15 protein-coding genes are annotated in these 17,162 nt (G+C 43.5%); 8 read left to right on the plus strand and 7 right to left on the minus strand.

Annotated features, from left to right (window positions below):
- Nucleotides 1–155: 155 nt before the first annotated feature.
- Together ACSAZL_RS06755 and ACSAZL_RS06760 are read left to right on the plus strand one after the other, a co-directional pair.
- Complete coding sequence (locus tag ACSAZL_RS06755; protein ID WP_440947940.1) at nucleotides 156–1,202, plus strand: hypothetical protein; 1,047 nt, start codon at nucleotides 156–158, stop codon at nucleotides 1,200–1,202.
- On the plus strand, nucleotides 1,203–2,141 hold the full coding sequence (locus ACSAZL_RS06760) for a mechanosensitive ion channel family protein (protein WP_440947941.1): 939 nt from the start codon (nucleotides 1,203–1,205) through the stop codon (nucleotides 2,139–2,141). It abuts the gene before it with no gap.
- Nucleotides 2,142–2,524: 383 nt separating this feature from the next.
- Here ACSAZL_RS06760 and ACSAZL_RS06765 read toward each other — a convergent pair whose 3' ends face one another.
- On the minus strand, nucleotides 2,525–3,478 hold the full coding sequence (locus tag ACSAZL_RS06765) for a mechanosensitive ion channel family protein (protein ID WP_440947942.1): 954 nt from the start codon (nucleotides 3,476–3,478) through the stop codon (nucleotides 2,525–2,527).
- Between the two features lie 307 nt (nucleotides 3,479–3,785).
- Here ACSAZL_RS06765 and ACSAZL_RS06770 point away from each other — a divergent pair, with 307 nt between their 5' ends.
- The 5 genes from ACSAZL_RS06770 (at nucleotide 3,786) to ACSAZL_RS06790 (ending at nucleotide 8,852) form a co-directional block, all read left to right on the plus strand.
- The gene (locus tag ACSAZL_RS06770) at nucleotides 3,786–4,619 is read left to right on the plus strand and encodes an AzlC family ABC transporter permease (protein WP_440947943.1); all 834 of its coding nucleotides are present in this window, start codon (nucleotides 3,786–3,788) and stop codon (nucleotides 4,617–4,619) included.
- Nucleotides 4,619–4,957 (plus strand): branched-chain amino acid transporter permease, encoded by a 339-nt coding sequence (locus ACSAZL_RS06775; RefSeq protein ID WP_440947944.1) that lies wholly within the window; start codon nucleotides 4,619–4,621, stop codon nucleotides 4,955–4,957. Before ACSAZL_RS06770 ends, ACSAZL_RS06775 begins: the two co-directional genes overlap by 1 nt.
- A 366-nt stretch (nucleotides 4,958–5,323) precedes the next feature.
- Nucleotides 5,324–6,205 (plus strand): 4Fe-4S binding protein, encoded by an 882-nt coding sequence (locus ACSAZL_RS06780; RefSeq protein WP_440947945.1) that lies wholly within the window; start codon nucleotides 5,324–5,326, stop codon nucleotides 6,203–6,205.
- Between the two features lie 638 nt (nucleotides 6,206–6,843).
- The gene (locus tag ACSAZL_RS06785; protein WP_440947946.1) at nucleotides 6,844–8,103 is read left to right on the plus strand and encodes a YVTN family beta-propeller repeat protein; all 1,260 of its coding nucleotides are present in this window, start codon (nucleotides 6,844–6,846) and stop codon (nucleotides 8,101–8,103) included.
- Nucleotides 8,104–8,249: 146 nt separating this feature from the next.
- Nucleotides 8,250–8,852 carry a UPF0228 family protein gene (locus ACSAZL_RS06790; RefSeq protein ID WP_440947947.1) on the plus strand — a complete coding sequence of 201 codons (603 nt, stop codon included), beginning with the start codon at nucleotides 8,250–8,252 and terminating at the stop codon, nucleotides 8,850–8,852.
- Between the two features lie 428 nt (nucleotides 8,853–9,280).
- Here the strand turns inward: ACSAZL_RS06790 and ACSAZL_RS06795 are convergent, their stop codons facing one another.
- From ACSAZL_RS06795 to ACSAZL_RS06820, 6 genes are all read right to left on the minus strand, one after another.
- Entirely contained in the window at nucleotides 9,281–10,348 is a 1,068-nt protein-coding gene (locus ACSAZL_RS06795) for a hypothetical protein (protein ID WP_440947948.1), read from the minus strand.
- A gap of 264 nt (nucleotides 10,349–10,612) precedes the next feature.
- A complete protein-coding gene (locus ACSAZL_RS06800) occupies nucleotides 10,613–11,122 on the minus strand; it encodes a nitroreductase family protein (protein WP_440947949.1) in 510 nt (169 codons plus the stop codon).
- A 252-nt stretch (nucleotides 11,123–11,374) separates the two neighbouring features.
- Nucleotides 11,375–12,049 (minus strand): serine O-acetyltransferase, encoded by a 675-nt coding sequence (locus tag ACSAZL_RS06805; RefSeq protein WP_440947950.1) that lies wholly within the window; start codon nucleotides 12,047–12,049, stop codon nucleotides 11,375–11,377.
- A gap of 661 nt (nucleotides 12,050–12,710) precedes the next feature.
- Nucleotides 12,711–13,259, minus strand: a complete 549-nt coding sequence (locus tag ACSAZL_RS06810; protein ID WP_440947951.1) for a ferredoxin-thioredoxin reductase catalytic domain-containing protein — start codon at nucleotides 13,257–13,259, stop codon at nucleotides 12,711–12,713.
- A 14-nt stretch (nucleotides 13,260–13,273) separates the two neighbouring features.
- Nucleotides 13,274–13,579 (minus strand): glutaredoxin family protein, encoded by a 306-nt coding sequence (locus tag ACSAZL_RS06815; RefSeq protein ID WP_440947952.1) that lies wholly within the window; start codon nucleotides 13,577–13,579, stop codon nucleotides 13,274–13,276.
- Between the two features lie 249 nt (nucleotides 13,580–13,828).
- The gene (locus tag ACSAZL_RS06820) at nucleotides 13,829–15,361 is read right to left on the minus strand and encodes an MFS transporter (protein ID WP_440947953.1); all 1,533 of its coding nucleotides are present in this window, start codon (nucleotides 15,359–15,361) and stop codon (nucleotides 13,829–13,831) included.
- Between the two features lie 596 nt (nucleotides 15,362–15,957).
- Between ACSAZL_RS06820 and ACSAZL_RS06825 the strand changes: the two genes are divergently transcribed.
- Nucleotides 15,958–17,079, plus strand: coding sequence for a DUF21 domain-containing protein (locus tag ACSAZL_RS06825; protein WP_440947954.1), 1,122 nt, complete (start codon nucleotides 15,958–15,960; stop codon nucleotides 17,077–17,079).
- Nucleotides 17,080–17,162: the final 83 nt, after the last annotated feature.

Below are 17,162 nucleotides of genomic sequence, written 5' to 3' on the forward strand. Positions count from 1 at the left end.
CTAGAATTAACGCCCTGAAGATTCCTCTGACCATCTTAAAGAGTCCTTTAAAGAGTTCTTTAAAGAGTCCGGCTCCTGAAAAAGCACTTAATTCTTGAACAAATATTAGCAGTATCTCTTAAGTACAATACAGGGAATATAAAATCGGGGATACAGTGGAGACTCAGCACAGCGACTCTGAAGAGAACAGCTTCGGTGAAATTCTCGGACTGCGAGAAGAAATCGGAGAAATACAGGCGTCAATTGCTGATTATGAGACCGGGAAAAAACTGAATATAGCCATAGTAGCCGGAACTCTTGCCGGAAAGACTACTTTGCTTGGCGAAATAGAAAGGATAAACCGGAACAGGGCGACAGGAATCACTTTTTCCGAAATTGTCCGGGACAGAAAGGAGATTTCCCTTCCCGATGGCGCTAAAAGGGTAGTGCTCTTTGATAACTGCCACTATCTGTATATGCGAAAGCCCGGCGGTTTTGACATCTTTTATGAGTTTCTGGACATGATAAGCTCTCAGGAAAAACTATTCATTACTACCTGGAACCTTTATTCCTGGAGATACCTGAGCGAAGTCTTCGGGATCGAGAGGTATTTTCCGGTACAGATCTTCATCCCCGCTTTCGAGAAAGAAAATCTCAGGCCCTTTATCCTTAAAAGGTATGGAAAAGCAGAAATCAGATTTGATAACGGGGAAGAGTCAAAAAAAGAGCCTCTCATATATATAGAAAAATACCCGCTTGAACTGTCCTCTCTGGGCAGGAAAATCTTCTTCCCGGTCCTGAAAATAAATTTGCCTTACCTGAAGCACCGCTTCCTTCATGAGGAAGAGACACAAACTGCCGAAGAAAGGGTATTTGAAAAGATCTACCTGGAATCAAAAGGTAACCCGGGAATCGCATGGAGGATCTGGGAACTCGGGCTTGATTATCCGGAGATAAAGCCTGAAGATGTAGGGCAGTTTTCATTTGATATAGAGCTTGAATACGAAGAGGCTTTCGTTTTAAGCCTGATCCTTTCATACCAGGCCCTGAAAAAAACCGAAATTGCCGAAATGATCGGGTCCGAATTCAGGGCGGATGAAATTCTCTTCCGGCTCCTAACCAGGGAACTGGTTTTCAAAGATGAAGGTGCTTGCTACCGGGTCAGGCCCGAAGCCCTGCAAAGTGTAATTGCTTATATGGAAAAACTGAGGCTGGTGTGGTAAATGGTAAACGGAGATTCAGGCAGTCAGCAGCTTCTGGAAACCCTCAGGTCAATAGATACTCAAACCATCGTAACCATGTTCCTGATTCTTGTCGCTGCCTACGTGCTCGGCAGGGTTATTACCGCCCTTTTATCAAAACTCTCGGAAAAAATGAGCCGTGAGGGTAGGATAAAAGTAAAAATGATTATCCCTGCGGTAAAGTTTGGAATTTATGTTCTGGCTTTTTATTACATCCTCAGGGAAATTTTCAGTATTTTTGGGCCCGAACTGCTCCTTCTTACAGGGCTTCTTGGTGCTGCCATCGGTTTTGGGGTCAAGGACCTTTTTGCAGACATGATTGGCGGACTTGTAATTACTTTTGAAAAGCCCTATCAGATAGGGGATAAAATTTCCATCGGAGATTATTATGGTGAGGTTACCGATATCGGATTAAGGGCAACGAAACTGGTAACCCCTGATGATAACACCGTTACAGCCCCAAACAGCCTTATCTTCAACGAAACCGTTGCCAGTGGAAATTACGGGGCTTCGGAAATGATGGTTGTAATAGACCTCTATATCGCATCAGAGTCAAATGTGGAAACTGCAATGAGGATCCTCCGGGAAGCGGTCGTGAGCTCAAAATACGTCTACATCTCCGGAAGCAGTCCTGTAATCCTGCTCCACAAAGCTCTCCCTTTTTATACCAGGTTAAGAGCGAAAGCTTACGTCAATGATCTGCGGGATGAATTCAAGTTTGAATCCGATGTGCACACAAGAGCCTGGATAGAATTTCTGAAAAATGGCATCAGAGCTCCCCAACTCCATATCCTCAACCTTCCTCCCGTAGGGGAAAACCGTGAATCAGATGCCCCGACCCGGAGAAATACCAGGTCAAATGCAGGAGCCCGGAGAGATTCCGAATTTAATGTAGATTTCAGTAAGAATTTCGAGTTCTGAGCTTATTTGTGCAGTTCTCTGTTTCATGGAGTTCATTAGTTTATGCAGTTCTTTAAACCGAAAGTCGGAAATAATATTCTCTGTATTTCTCCTTCCACTCAGGATTTTTTACCGGCTTTTTTAACCGGTTTTCCACCAGAAAAAGGAACTGAAGAAATACTCCTGCCTGTTCGAAAAATGTTTCCCTTAGCCCTGGAAGCCGTTTTTAATCACGTATTATCGGATGCCTATCGGGCGCCTCAGCCAGCCTGTCTGGCTGCCCTGTTCGGGTGATACGAATTTCGAGCCGGTCCGTATTCTGGTTTACCCGAAAATATCAATCATACAGCTGTAGATTACCAAAATCTTACGTGTAGAAAAAACCGGGAGAAACGGTCTCAATATCATCCTTTGTCCGGAGCCTTCATAAGGTCGATCCCTACTGCGGTTCCTACCATAATATCCTCCTCTTTTTCGAGAGCTTCAAGAATATTTGCGATCAAACGGTGGCTTATTGCTCTCCTTTGTCTTGGCTCCACAACGTACCTTAACCGCATTTCGATCCAGTTTTCCTGCATCTTTGTATAGAGTTGTGTTTGCACATCATAGGTTGTAATGAAATACTTTTCTCCCATGAGACGGAGCTCGGTTTGTGCTAGGTTTTCGAACTCTCCTACAATCGGGCCCGCAGTTTTAAGGGCTATTTCTTCGGCTTTTTTCCAGTTACTGCCGTAAATTAGCAGAATCCTAATTTCATCCCAGATAAAGGAATAGTCTTTCGTATAGTTTTTTATCGTCTGGTTAAGGACAAAGCTATTCGGGATATGGAGGATCCTGCCAGTGTACTGGTCCGCATCCACCCATTCCCTGATCTCCATAACTGCGGTGCTGAAACTTCCTATATCCAGCACGTCACCTGTACAGTCTCCTACCTGGATTCTGTCTCCTGCTTTAAAAGGACGGGACATGATGATGAGAATTCCTCCGGCAATGTTCCTCAGGAGGTCCTGAAGTGCAATTGCAATTCCGGCACTCAGAATCCCATAGGCAATAAGCAGGGTGCTCGTCCTCTCAACCCAGATTGCAAAAAGGGAAGCAAAAGCAAGTACTGTGATAAAGATAGATACTGCCTTTCGCAGAGTATATCTGTCTTTGGTAGTCGAAACTCTTCTAAGGATGAGGTTTATGGCAAGGGAATTTATTACATAGGCCAGAAAAATCACAATTAAAGAGACAAGAAGGGAGTCCAGCAGAGACCGATCCTCAAAGACATAAAAGTCAGTCAGATACCGGATATATGCAATAATAAGTATCAAGACCAGCAGGATAAGAACATTCAGTCTCTGGAGAATCCTCATGTAGTTGAATATGATGTTTTTTATATATCAATGGTCAGCCTTATGGGCTATCCAATCAAAATCATTTATCCTGCACCGGAGCATATGCAGATTAACAATAAACTACCGGTGTTTTTATCTTCATTCTATTGTACCTTTTAAATAATCTTTAATTTATAAAAAATCATCGACTTTTGACATATTGTAGTAAGAACTGCCATATTTATTCTAGCTGCTATATTTATTCATTACCTTTAAATATAATAAATACAATTTCTGTTTTTCATTCTTCGGGCAAATGAGGCAAAAGGGCAACAGAAGAGATAGTATGACTGAAAAGAAGGTAAGGAGGCACGAAATAAAAGGAGGGAATACGGACCTTTTCCTGAGTGCCCTCAAGACCACGGTTCCCGTGTTTCTCGGGTACATACCCCTCGGAATGGCTTTTGGATTCCTTATTGATGGGGCCGGGTACCACTGGATTTATGCTTTCCTTATGAGTCTCTTCATTTATGCGGGTGCAGGCCAGTTTCTGGCAGTAGCTTTACTTGCTGCAGGAGCCGGGCTTACTGAATTTGCGATAGCCACACTGCTCCTTAACCTCAGGCATGCCTTTTACGGGCTGTCCCTGCTGGATAAATTCTCCGATGTCGGGAAAGTCAAGCCTTACCTGATCTTCGCGTTAACTGACGAGACCTATGCCCTGCTGACCACAACCGAAGTACCTGAAAGCGGGTCAAAGTCAAGGTTTTACTTCTACATTTCAGCTCTTGACCATCTCTACTGGGTAGCAGGGTCGGTGCTTGGGGCAGGGCTTGGCTCCCTGCTGGATCTCAATCTGGAGGGTATGGCTTTTGTGCTGACCGCACTCTTTGTGGTGCTGACAATCGAACAGTACTTCAATTCCAGTGTACGCTTCCCCTTCGTAGCCGCATTGGGTGCAGGAGCCGCCTCCCTTATACTCTTCAGCCCTGAAAACATGCTGCTAATCTCGATTATTCTGGGAACCCTGATTCTGATAGGCAGGGAAAAACTCGGGCAGGGAAACCTGCGGGTAAATAAAGAAATCAGCCGGATTCACAAACACGCTTATACGCACGCTCATACGCAGGCCCATGCGGCAGCGCAGCCCGTTCAGGAAGGTTCACAGGAGGAAAACTGATGGCCGATACTTTGCAAATGCTTGCAACCATCGCGGTAATAACCCTTGCGACCTTTGCTACAAGGGGTCTTCCTTTCCTGTGTTTCGGTTCAAAAGAACCCCCGGCAATGCTCTTAACCATAGAAAAAAACCTGCCGCCGATGATCCTCCTGCTTCTGGTCATTTACTGCCTGAAGGATGTACAGTGGCTTGCAGCTCCGTACGGGATTCCCGAACTGCTTACAATAGGAGTTGTTGCAGGGCTCCATTTATGGAAAAGGAATGCAATGCTCAGCATTTTTGCAGGGACAGGACTTTATATGGCGCTCATACAGCTCAATGTCTTTTCTTTCCTCTGAGCTTCCCCCAGATTTTTTTGACTTTTTCTCTTTTTGATTTATCTGGTGGTCCCTGATTAATTGCTGGATGCTTTCGGAATTTCCAAAGCCGGGTCTTTTGCTTATTTTTCGTTGTTCTCTTGTAAGCTTCCCCGGTAGGTTCCACCTGCTAGTTTCTTGCGGCGTTCTCAGTAGTTTTCGCATTCTTAGTAATGTTTTTGGTTTGTTCTCTTTCTAGCCTCCTCTTTGTTTTCCTTTTGGGAAAGACCGGTCTCCTGCGTTGAACGGGATGAATTCATTGGAGAGCAGGGTTCGGGTTGAGGGCAGAATCAGTCACAATTTTTATATACATTAATTATAATGCCTCTTGAAGTGAAGTGACTTCAGATGGCTGAGAAAAAAATAGACTTATCTTCACTCAAAAGCAAAGGTTTTCTGCCTCAGAGGCAGGAAAATATGTTTTCGATGCGGCTTAAAGTCGTGGGCGGCAGGGTGGACGCCGAAAAGCTGCGGGAAATTGCGGATGCAGCCGAGAAATACGGCTATGGCTATATCCACATAACCTCAAGACAGCAGATCGAGATTCCTTTTGTCAAACTCGAAGATGCGGAAGAAGCAAGTTCCGAGCTTGAAAAGCTGGGGATTTCAGGCGGCTCTTCCGGGAAGCGGGTAAGAGCTGTTGTCGCCTGCCAGGGAAATAAGGTCTGCAGAAACGGGTTGATTGACTGCCAGAAGCTTGCCTGCAGGATTGATGAAAAATACTTTGGGGAAGCTGTCCCCAAAAAGCTCAAGATTGCAGTTACCGGTTGCCCTTCGGCCTGTGTAAGGCCGCAGGAAAACGACTTCGGGATAATGGGTGCTGTAAGACCCGAACTCCTCGAAGAATACTGTGTCGGCTGCGGGCTCTGTGAAAAGGCATGCAAGGTGCAGGCAATAACGGTTATCGACGAGAAAGCCCTTATAGATCCGGAAAAATGCATCCTCTGCGGGGCATGTATTGCAGCCTGCAGGAAAGACGCACTCAGGGCAGAAAAAACAGGGTGCACAATCTTTGTAGGAGGGCACGGCGGGCGTCAGTCCAGATCCGGGACAAAACTTCTTGAGCTTGCAGACGAAAAGCAGCTTTTCTCAATCCTTGAAAAAACTTTTGAGTATTACAGAAAAGAAGGGCTTGACGGGGAGAGGTTCGGAGACCTCCTTGAAAGGCTTGGATTTGAAAAATACCTGGATGCAATCGGCTGTGTGCTGCATGATGAAGATTTATTGTGAAATTTGAGTAAATAAAAATTCTCCTCTTATTTTTTATTAGTCAGAGAAACTAAAGCCGGTATCCGGTAAGCTCACACAGCCTGCACAGCCTTTTTGTATGTATTTATGCCTGTGCTTATGCCTGTGCTACTTCTTTTTTATAGAAATTCCTGAATCCGGGTGAAAACAGTTGCTCACATATATCTTTTTTTCACCAGACCATCGAACAATCAGAATCAGGAAATAATTCTTACTTGAAAAAATTCTGAAAAGCAGATAGTTAGAGGGAATGGTCAGAAAACTTATAAGGAGTTAGATAAGAGGGATTTATGGAGTTAGAAAGTACTCTCTCCTTTCTATTTCAAATAATTGTGATTATTCTACTGATATTTTGATGCCCTGCTTATGATAGGTTGACAATAAAAATCAGGCTAAAATAAGTAGTAAAAGGATTGGTGATTATGGAAAAAGTAGTTAAAGTTATTATAAGCTCATAGCACTGTGCATTGTAATTTTTGTTATTTTTTTGATATTAACCGGCAGGTAATGTCCGGGACTATTATGCATTTAGCTGCGTCGATTTACTTAGTTTGCATATTTCATATAATTGGTTTATCCTGAAATTACCCGACTGCAAGAGTCTACAGGGGAAACTCAAAATGAAAGGAATAACAAGTGATAAAGCATGTTTGGAGCATACTCTCATAAGAGCTTTTGGAATAACAGTATTTGTGAGTTTAATACTGGTGAATATCGCAGGAGCAGCTCCATTTGCATACATTACTAATTACGACAGTAACAATGTTTCTGTAATTGACACTGCCACAAACAGGGTTACAGCCACAGTAGATGTAAGGTCCCATCCTGCTGGAATTGCAGTCAGTCCGGATGGAACGAAAGCATATGTGGTTAACTCATATGATGACACGGTTTCTATAATTAACACGACCACAAACAAAGTTACAACCACAGTGAAAGTAGGAATCTATCCTCAAAAAATTGCAGTCAGTCCGGATGGGACAAAGGCATATGTGACGAACTTCAGCAACAACACTGTTTCTGTAATTGACACGACCACAAACAAGGTCACATACACGGTGAAAGTAGGAAACTTTCCTTTTGGGATTGCAGTCAGCCCGGATGGGAAAACGGTATATGTGGCGAATGATCACAGCAATGATGTATCTGTAATTGACACGGCAACAAATAATGTTATAGCCACGGTGCCTGTAGGGAGTTCTCCTCAGGGAGTTGCAATCAGTCCGGATGGGAAAATAGTATATGTGGCGAATCTTGCAGGTAACAGTATTTCTATAATAGATACAATTTCAAATGCTGTTGTAAGTACGGTGAATACAGGAAATCCTAAGGGAGTTGCCGTCAGCCCGGATGGAAAACAGGTATATGTAGCGATAAATTTTCTCAGCAATTCACTTACAGGTGCTGTTGATATAATTGATACGGCCACAAACAGGGTCACAGCCACTGTGCCTGTAGGAAAGGCACCTGGCGGAATTGCAGTCACTCCAGATGGAACGAAGGTATACGTAGCGAATTATGCGAGCCACACTGTCTCTGTAATTGACACTGCCGCAAGCAGGGTTACGGATACAGTGAAAGTAGGCAAATATCCTATTGGAGTTGCTTTTAGGCACTTTATAGATTCTAATGTAACTGATCAAAGCATAAAGGTAATCTCCAATTCAACTGAAGATATAGGAGTCGAAGAAACGAATTTATCAGCTTCTGAAGAAATAAACTCCGTCGAACTCAATAATTCAAAAAATAATAATTCCGAATCTGATAACGGCAGTAGCTCAGGCGGAAATGAATCGAATGAGAATAACTCTATTCCAGGTTTTGGGTTATTGGGAAGCTTGACCTGCCTGTATGGAGGGTGGAAATTAAGGAAGAAGTAAGATAGGGATTGGATAACCGGATTGCTGGCGACTCATAATCATTCATTTTCTTTCTTATTTGACACACAAACTGCTGAAGCCTCTGGTTCTGAAATTAACCATGTATAACTGAAGGATTAAACCCCACAACTTCCGGAGTGGTTAAAATGAGCAAAATCAATAAGAAAATCGTGATTTTTGTTGTTTTTCTAACTCTTGTAGCTCTTTGGGGGTTATTTGTAAAAGTGCCGGTAGAGGATGTGAAAACACAATATCCCGAATCAAAAGTGGGTGGCATGGCTATTCAATTTGAAGACGGGATTTCCGAGTCTGAAGTAAAAGCCATTCTTCAAAACTATAACATGACCCGGAACTATAGACTAACATATGACACTAATCATTCCGATATGGATCACTACATAATGGCGGACAAAGATAATTGGAGTGACATAAGACGCGAACTTGTAACAGAGATGAAAGAAAATAATAAAAAAAATTGGACTATATCTACTCCTGCTCACGTTATCAGAAAAGAAGATTATTACGTTCTTCCGGTTTCCGAACAAGCGGTCCGGGACGAAAAGTTTCTTGCAATACTGGACAAATATGATATTGGGGTGAAAAAATTTATCTGGTGTGAGATTCGTTTTCTTTATAGTGATGGTCCCCGGACTTATTGGATTCCGGAAGAAGATGCAACAAAGATAAAAAACGAGCTGGAACAAAATGAAAATATTTTTTCGGTCCAGCTTAGTTACCTTTTTCCCTGATTTGACAGTATTGCACCCTGCTGTCACCTATTTGATTTTTCCACTATGTACTCAAGTGGCACTTTCGGATTCTTTACAGCCCATGATAAGGAGTCACAAAAGATACGGGCTTTGTATCCCTTACTGCGGCGTAGAGAGCGTATAATGAGTACAACCTTTAGGAAGTACAACCCTTCAGGAAGCACGACTCTTCAGGTTCAGACATGTTAAATGAACAGTACTGCGATTATGAAATGTGTTCGCAAAACTTGAAATTTGAGCCTGTTTTACGAGAACGAATTCCTCACTAAGTAAGGGAGCCATTTCGGAATCTGAGCATTAGTCAATTAGTCATATGCGATTGAGAGGACAGTGCAAAATACAGGGAAGAAGTCCTTCCCTAAACTTCCGTAAACTTGAGGAAGACGGATTGTTTTACAGTCAACCGCTTAACTTTCCTGCCTTGCAACTTTTGAAAGCCAGATTCCGAGTGCCCCCAGCCCTACCAGCAGGGCAATAAGCTGTATGAGCCAGCCAAGGTAGGGTATTTCATACAATATTGAAAATACAACTGCTCCTGCGAGGTAGTATATCATATTCCCCGCTTCTTTTTTAAAGACCTTAGTGTAAATCATCTCCCCTGCGAAAAGTTTGACCGGTACCGTAGCGATAAGGACTGCGAGAGTCAGGAGCAGCATCAGCAGGAGAGAAAGGCTCCACCCTAAAATTGTAAGTAGCAGGACAAATGAGAGGACCGGGATGAAAATCAGGAGCAAAAAGCCCAGCAGTCCGGCTTTCAACGCTGAGCCCCCTACAATTTCCGCAAGTTCGGTTACAAAATCCGGGAATGTGTAGATAAGGATAAAACCCAGGGCAAGAGTTGCCAGCAGTCCTATAAGGAAGAAAACGATGCTGAAACCTTTATCTCCACCTGCATACTGGTCTTGCCTTCCGGTTTGGGGTACGATACTCAGGTTTCCTCCTATCTTATCTCCAAGGTCAGAAGGGTAATTTTCGGCTTCAAGTTCAAGGTTCCCTTTGAGCTCAAAGTCCTCTCCTGTCTGGAGGGTCCCGGCAGAGACCGACCCGTTTCCATTGACAATCCCGTTAAGAGTTACATCTCCTCCGGCCAGCATGATATCCCCTTCGACCGTGCTGTCCTTCGAGAGGAAAATCTGCCCCCCGGCTGCTACCAGGTCTCCGCCAACATTCCCGTTTACCCGGATCGAGCCTCCCATTGCTATGATGTTCCCCGAAACATCCCCGTTAATTATCAGTTCGCCCCCGGCTCCGATGAAATCGTCCATAACGTTTCCGTTTATCTCAAGCCTTGACCCCCCAAGCACCAGATCTCCCGGGATATCCGGGTCGATCTGAAGGGAATCTCCACCACCGAAAACGTTTCCTGAGCTCGTATATTTAAGCGCACTTTCCTCATCAACGGCACCTGCCGAAAAAGGCAGTACTGCAAAAAGAATTATGAATAAAATAAGTAGTGATGCCAGCTTCTTTTCCATAAAATCCCCTCCTCTGGTATATTAAGTCTTACCGGTTAAATTGAGTCTTTCAAATTGATTCTTTCCGGTTAAATCAAGTCTCTCCGGTTAAATTTAGTCTTTCAGGTTAACTGCTCCTGAATAATAAGAGGATATTTTTGCCAGTATATTCCACTTTCAGATAATGGGTATATAAAAGGCCCTTAGAAAATTAAAAGGCACTTAAAAACAAAAAATCGGGAGAATAAACCTCAATCTGTCCCTTGCTCCGTATTTATCGAGGTTTTACCAGGAATTGTCGTGAATTCTCGAGACTTCGTACCTGGACCTGCCGGGCTTTTCTTCAGCCGGGTGTCCAATTGCAACTGCCGAAAACGGGGTCACATGCTCGGGGATCTTAAATAATTCCCGGATTCCGGCGACAAGTTTTTCAGCCGGATAAACCCCTATCCAGACCGCTCCCAGCCCCAGGTCATGAGCAGCCAGTAACATGTTTTCGCTCGCAGCCGAGCAGTCCTGCACCCAGAAATCCTTGAATTTGGGAACATTCTGGTCTGCACAGATCAGGAGTGCAGCAGGTGCATCCTTTAACATCTTTGCATAAGGGTGCATTTCCGAGATTTTTTCTAGCAGGTCTCGCCTGTCAATAATAATGAAATGCCAGGGCTGTTCGTCCCCTGCTGACGGTGCACTCATTCCGGCTTTCAAAATATCCTCAATCATTCCCCTTGAAACTGGTTCTGGCAAATATTTTCTGATACTCCTCCTGGTGAGAATCGCGTCCATCGTTTCCATAAATATTACCCCCTTATTCATTAATTCATTATTATAATGGATAAAACTATCGTCAATATAAATAAATTGCATAGCAGTTAAGAAAATAAAATCCTGCCTAATAATAGGAAAACTATGCGGCTCAGATAAGAATTGAAAAATTCTAAAGAAAAGCTGCTAAGAATTTATTGAAGCTGCTTTTCTCAGTTTGAATAGTAATCGTTTGAATAGTAATCGTTTGAATAGTAATCGTTTGAATAGTAATCAATTGATTTATTGAATCACAGTGGAGCGCTCAACAGCTTCATGTAGAGCAGGAACTGAAATAGTTTTTGTAGCTGTAATTACCATTCCATCTGATCCTTTATTATTTATTTTTTTAGCAGGGACGCCTGCAATCGAAATTCCCTTTTCATAGAAGGATTTGTTTACTACAGAATTCGCTCCGATTGCAATATTATCAGCAATTTCGACATTTCCAAAGATTTTGACACCAGGGCCGATGTATACGCAGTTCCCGATTTTCGGTGCCAGAAGAACGCTATCTCTGCCAGATCCTATATTGGTACAGGCATGTATTCTGCAGTTTTCTCCAATTCTGGCATCTTTGTTTACAACAATGGTTCCTCTATGGGCTATGGATAATCCAGGACCAAAAACATTTATCGGAATACTGTATCCGAGATGGATGCTCATCCTGTGGAATCTAAAAAATATGTATTTTGAATAGAGTTTATGAATCAAGGACTTTTGACAGTTATTGTAATACTCCGCCTTTCTTAATAATCTCTGAAATTTCCATATTTCATCACCTATTAGTTTAGGTCTTTTATAGTTCTTTCCTAAAGCCAATCTGTCTGCTTCAATGTATAAGTCATAATCTCTCTTTGATTTAATGGTAATAGAAACCCCCCACAAGTTAATTATTTGTACAGCTTGAAGTCTCATACTGCTTGTTTCCCAGTTTAAGCATACAAGTTCAAAAGTAAAAATCCAAAAATACCGAAACTCGCTTTAATCTTACTCATTGAGAATTTCAAAATAGCTTTTGTGATCAGATCTCAGTTTAACGCTCCCTGCAATTGACATTTGTGATCACATATTATGATCATTGAATATGCATAGTCACAATTTGTATTGTATACTAATTCTATTCTTAAATCTTATCATCAGGGTGTATTAATTTGAAAAGTTTGACATATATATCCCTATATCTGTAATTTTCGTTATCGTGTATGAATCACTGCCAGATGTACTGAAATATGATGAAAAGAAGGCTGGAACTTATTGAGAATCTCATAATCTATACATGCCTGAGATCAGCATTTAGAGGCCTCAGTTTATATATTGATTTTGGAGGATCATAAAATAAAGAAAAAAGAGCTATCATAAAATAAAGAAAAAAGAGCTTTTTTCATTTTTATTCCAGGTATCTATAAAATCTGCGTTAATCTTTTATTCCTCGTATTAAATCTCCTTTTATATCGACCTGAACTATAGAGCCTGCTTCGCAGGTAACTATCAGCCGATAACTTCACAAAACCCCATTTTTACAAAATCCTGTTATTGCATCATTTTTTAAAAAATAAGAAAGAATTCCATCTGGAAATTACATGAACCGCTCAAATCTTTCCTTCCTTGCCTTACAGATAGGACAGATTCCCGGAGCCTCGTCCATGGCACAGAGATATCCGCAAACCTTACATCTCCATACCGGTTTTGAAAGCTTTCCTGAGATTTCCATAGTTTCCATCATCTCCGCTCTTGCAGCTTCCTCGGCTCTTGCAGCTTCTCTTTCCTCGCGAGGAGGACGCCTTTCCGGGATAGATTCTACTTCTCTTTCTCCCCGGATGACCTCATCCGAAACATAGAGGGCACAGTAACAGGCCCCGTAATCGTGCAGGTCGGGGTCTCTGTAATAGCAGGGACAGATTATGTCAAGGTCCTCTTCTTTATTGTCGGCAGAGAGCCTGCACGGGCAGGACCAGTAACCATAACGTCTCTCATTAACCAACAGTCCCCGCACAAGTTCCTTTGTGAACTCAACGTCGGGGTTGAGGTGATAGCCCGACTTTTCGACCTCCTGGTTCAAGCGCCTGTAGACTTTATCTACTTCTTCCTCGGATATGCCTTCTTCAGAAGCTTCATCTTCTTCCAACCTGAATTCCCCCCTTAAAAGCCAAGAGCTTCACGAATTTCTTTTTCTTTAAAACCCACAATTGTCTTTTCCCCGTTTATAACAGTCGTCGGAAAAGAAGTTGAAGGGTTGTAGCGCCTTACTTCCGCAATAACCTTTTTTTCTTCATCTCCGTCGAGCCTGTCCACAAAAACGTACTCAAAGTCCACCCCCAGATCGGTGAGCAGTTTCTTTGTTTTTTTGCACCATACACAGGTGCTCAGTCCGTACATCATGACCTGACCCCTGTCAATTCCTGAAACATGCTTTCCCTTATCCGTGTCCTGGTTAAATATATTCAATATACAAACCCCCTGGCAAGATTAAATTGGCTGCGTGGGTGAGCGTTTTGCTCAAGACAACTTATCACTTGGAAGCCTGGCAAAAAGAAAAAAAATGCCAGATAACAGATTCTAGATAATAGATTCTATAAATTCCTTATTAGAAAATGTCAGATAAAGTATATAAAATTGAGATATACTTTTTCATGGCTGCAAATTCCCCCTAATACGCCGGATTACTCAAAAAAGAGCCCCATGAAGGTTATTTTTTCAACGCCCTTTTTTATTACCTGCCTCAGGAGTGACGGCACGAGCTGCGGGACCGGCTTTTCCTCTCACCAGAGACGCGAATATCCCAAGAGTACAGAAAATCGTAAACAGAATAAACGCGTAGTGCAGGCTTAAAACGAACCGGGAGTAATACTCAGGCGTAATCTCCACAGGACCGATAACAACCGCAAAGATCATCATTGCAATGCCCATCGAGAGCATCTGGCCGAGGAGCCTCATCGTCCCGTTCATCCCTGATGCGACACCGTAGAACCTCTTATCAACCGAACTCATAATTGCATTCGTGTTCGGGGAAGAAAAGAGCCCGAACCCTGCCCCGAGTATGAGAAGAGTGAGAACCATATGCCAGATAGGCGTCGTTTCCGTAAGGAAAATGAGAAGGAAAAGCCCGGTCGCTGTGAGAGCCATTCCCGCCGAGGCAACAATCCGCGGCTCAATCCTATCAGAAAGCCTCCCCGCAATCGGGGAAACCATGGTCTGGACAATAGGCTGTGCTATCAGAATAAAACCTGCATGCTCGGGGGTGAAACCTTTTGTGTACTGCAGGTCCAGGCTTAAGAGAAAAGCCACTGCGAAGGTTGCACTGTAATTGATAAGCGCAGCAAGGTTTGAAAGGGCAAAGATCCTGTTTTTTGTAAGGAGCCTGATATCAAGAACGGGAGACGGGATTCTCAGCTCGTACAGGGCAAAGCCGATGATTCCGAGAATTCCCGCGGCTATGAAAGAAGCTCCTTTAAAGCCCGGGAGAGTTGAGAACCCGTACATGACGGCAACGACCGCTGCTCCGTAGAGCACGGATCCTGTCAGGTCGAACTTCTCCCCCCTGCACTCGGCCCATTCCCCTTTCAGTTTCCAGAGGATCAGGACAACTGCCATGATGCCTATAGGCACATTTACGAAGAAAATGCTCCTCCAGCCCAGATATTGCGTCATCAAACCCCCAAGGAAAGGTCCAAGGGAAAGCCCGAGGTAAACTGCAGTGATATAGATCCCGAGAGCCTTCCCGCGTTCTCCCGGGGGAAAGACGGAGGTAACGATGGCGACTCCGGTCCCGAAGATCATGGCACTTCCCAAACCCTGAAAAACCCTTATTCCGATAAACAGTTCGGTTGAAGGGACCATTGTCATCAGCAGGGACGCAAAGCTGAAGATAACAATGCCGTAGAGGAAAACTTTTTTTCTTCCGTAGATATCTGCGATTTTTCCGAACGGGACAAGAAACACGGCTGAAGATAGAAGGTATGCGGTCGCAACCCAGGAAAGGGCAACCGCAGTCATATGAAATTCTGCCCCAATTGTAGGCAGGGCAATATTTACTGCCGAACCGTCAAAAGGCGTGATAAATCCGGCAAGTATCGCAATAGTGAGCACAATTCGTTTTTCCGTGGCAGTGTCAGAATTGGCAGTGTCAGAATTGGCAGTGTCAGAATTGGCAGTGCCATAAGTGGTGGCAGGACGGTGAATTCCCGGAGCTTTGGCAGATGATCCGGCATTTTTTGTATCTTTTACCATGTTTATCACGATCAGAAGGGGCGTAGTCTTCCGTCTGGGATTCCGGAGGATTGCGAGGGTTAATACACTGGCTGTGATATTAAGCAGTAGTGCTCTCCTTATAATGTTTTCCTTTGTAGGGTTACCTGATCAGGAAACTTGCTAACTCGAGATTTACTAAATCAAGAAACTTACTATTGCCTGCCTGTTCTTAAATATTATACAATTCTACCGATTTTTCAGCAAGCTCTGAAGGTACTGATCTAAACCGAAAAATAAATCCTCGTCAATTGCAGGCCCTATCGGACAGAAAAGGATTCAATAACTGACCGACAAATAGCCAGACGGATGGCCAGACGAATAGCCAGATGAATAGCCAGATAAATACCCGAACAGATGGCCGGTCAACGACCGGTCAAAAAGAGATGAAACAAATTAAGTTATATCAGGGTAAGTTTAACTTAATAGCAGGTAAAAGGTTTAGCGGCAGGGGAATGGTGAACCGGACCTGAAGCGATGAAATTAAGCCTGACGTGAGGAGATTAAGTTTATAAAAGATTAACTGATTAAGGATTCGATTAGGTTTATACAGATTTTATAGAGGTCATAGACTTACAATGAATGAAATCATTACCTGGATCTTAATTGCACTTTGCCTTACGCAATCTGCTATATTTTCAGGGCTGACGATAGGGATTTTCGGCCTTGGAAGACTGAGGCTTGAGATTGAAGCCGAAGCAAACAATAAAGATGCAATTAAAATCCTGCAGCTTCGAAGAGACTCCAATTTCCTGCTTACTACCATGCTCTGGGGGAATGTGGGAATAAATGTCCTTATTGCCCTGCTTACGGATTCCGTAATGGCAGGGACCTCAGCTTTTCTCTTTTCGACCTTTGGTATTACCTGTTTCGGAGAGATTGCCCCTCAGGCTTACTTTTCAAGAAACGCACTTATGCTCGGGGCAAAGCTGACGCCTCTTGTCCGTTTTTACCAGATGCTGCTCTATCCGGTGGCAAAACCGACAGCCCTTATCCTTGACTGGTGGCTGGGCAGGGAAAAACTTGAGCTGTTCAGGGAGCAGGCAATGAGGATTATGCTCGAAAAACATATCGAGTCCGGGAAAACCGATATAGGTCTCTTTGAAGGGATAGGAGCCCTGAACTTTCTTTCGATAGACGACGTCAATATTTCTGACGAAGGTTCCATAATAGACCCGAGAAGCATAATCTCCCTCCCTGTAGAGAATAACCGCCCTGTTTTTCCTGCATTTAACCGGGAACCTGCTGACTCCTTCCTGCAGAAGATAGGAGCCTCCGGAAGAAAATGGGTAGTCATCACCAACCCGGCAGATGAGCCTGTAATGGTGCTGGATGCGGACGGCTTCCTGCGGGATGCTGTCTATAAGAAGGGGCCTTTTATTCCGCTTTCTTACTGCCATTTCCCTGTCGTGGTAAAGTCTCCGAAAACCAGGCTTGAGAAGGTAATCCGGCAGTTCAAGGTATATCCGCAGTACCCGGAAGATGATGTAATTGACCAGGATCTTATTCTTTACTGGGGTGAAGAAAAGCGCATAGTAACGGGGTCGGATATTCTGGGCCGCCTGCTCCGCGGAATTGTGGTCGAATGCGACGTGGGCTCAGGATGCGAGATGCCTCCTGCAAAGCAGCCGGGACTTGTAAGAAGGGCAGCTTTCAGGAAAGACAAAAGAAAAGAAAACACGGGACAGAGTAAGAAGTAACGAGCAAAAACTCAAAAGGAAAAAAATCAGGGGTAAAAAGAAATAGTGAAAAAGATAAAGGGGAAAGGAAGCAAACATTTCTC

This window comes from Methanosarcina mangrovi, from assembly GCF_052057765.1.
Taxonomy (GTDB): Archaea; Halobacteriota; Methanosarcinia; order Methanosarcinales; family Methanosarcinaceae; genus Methanosarcina.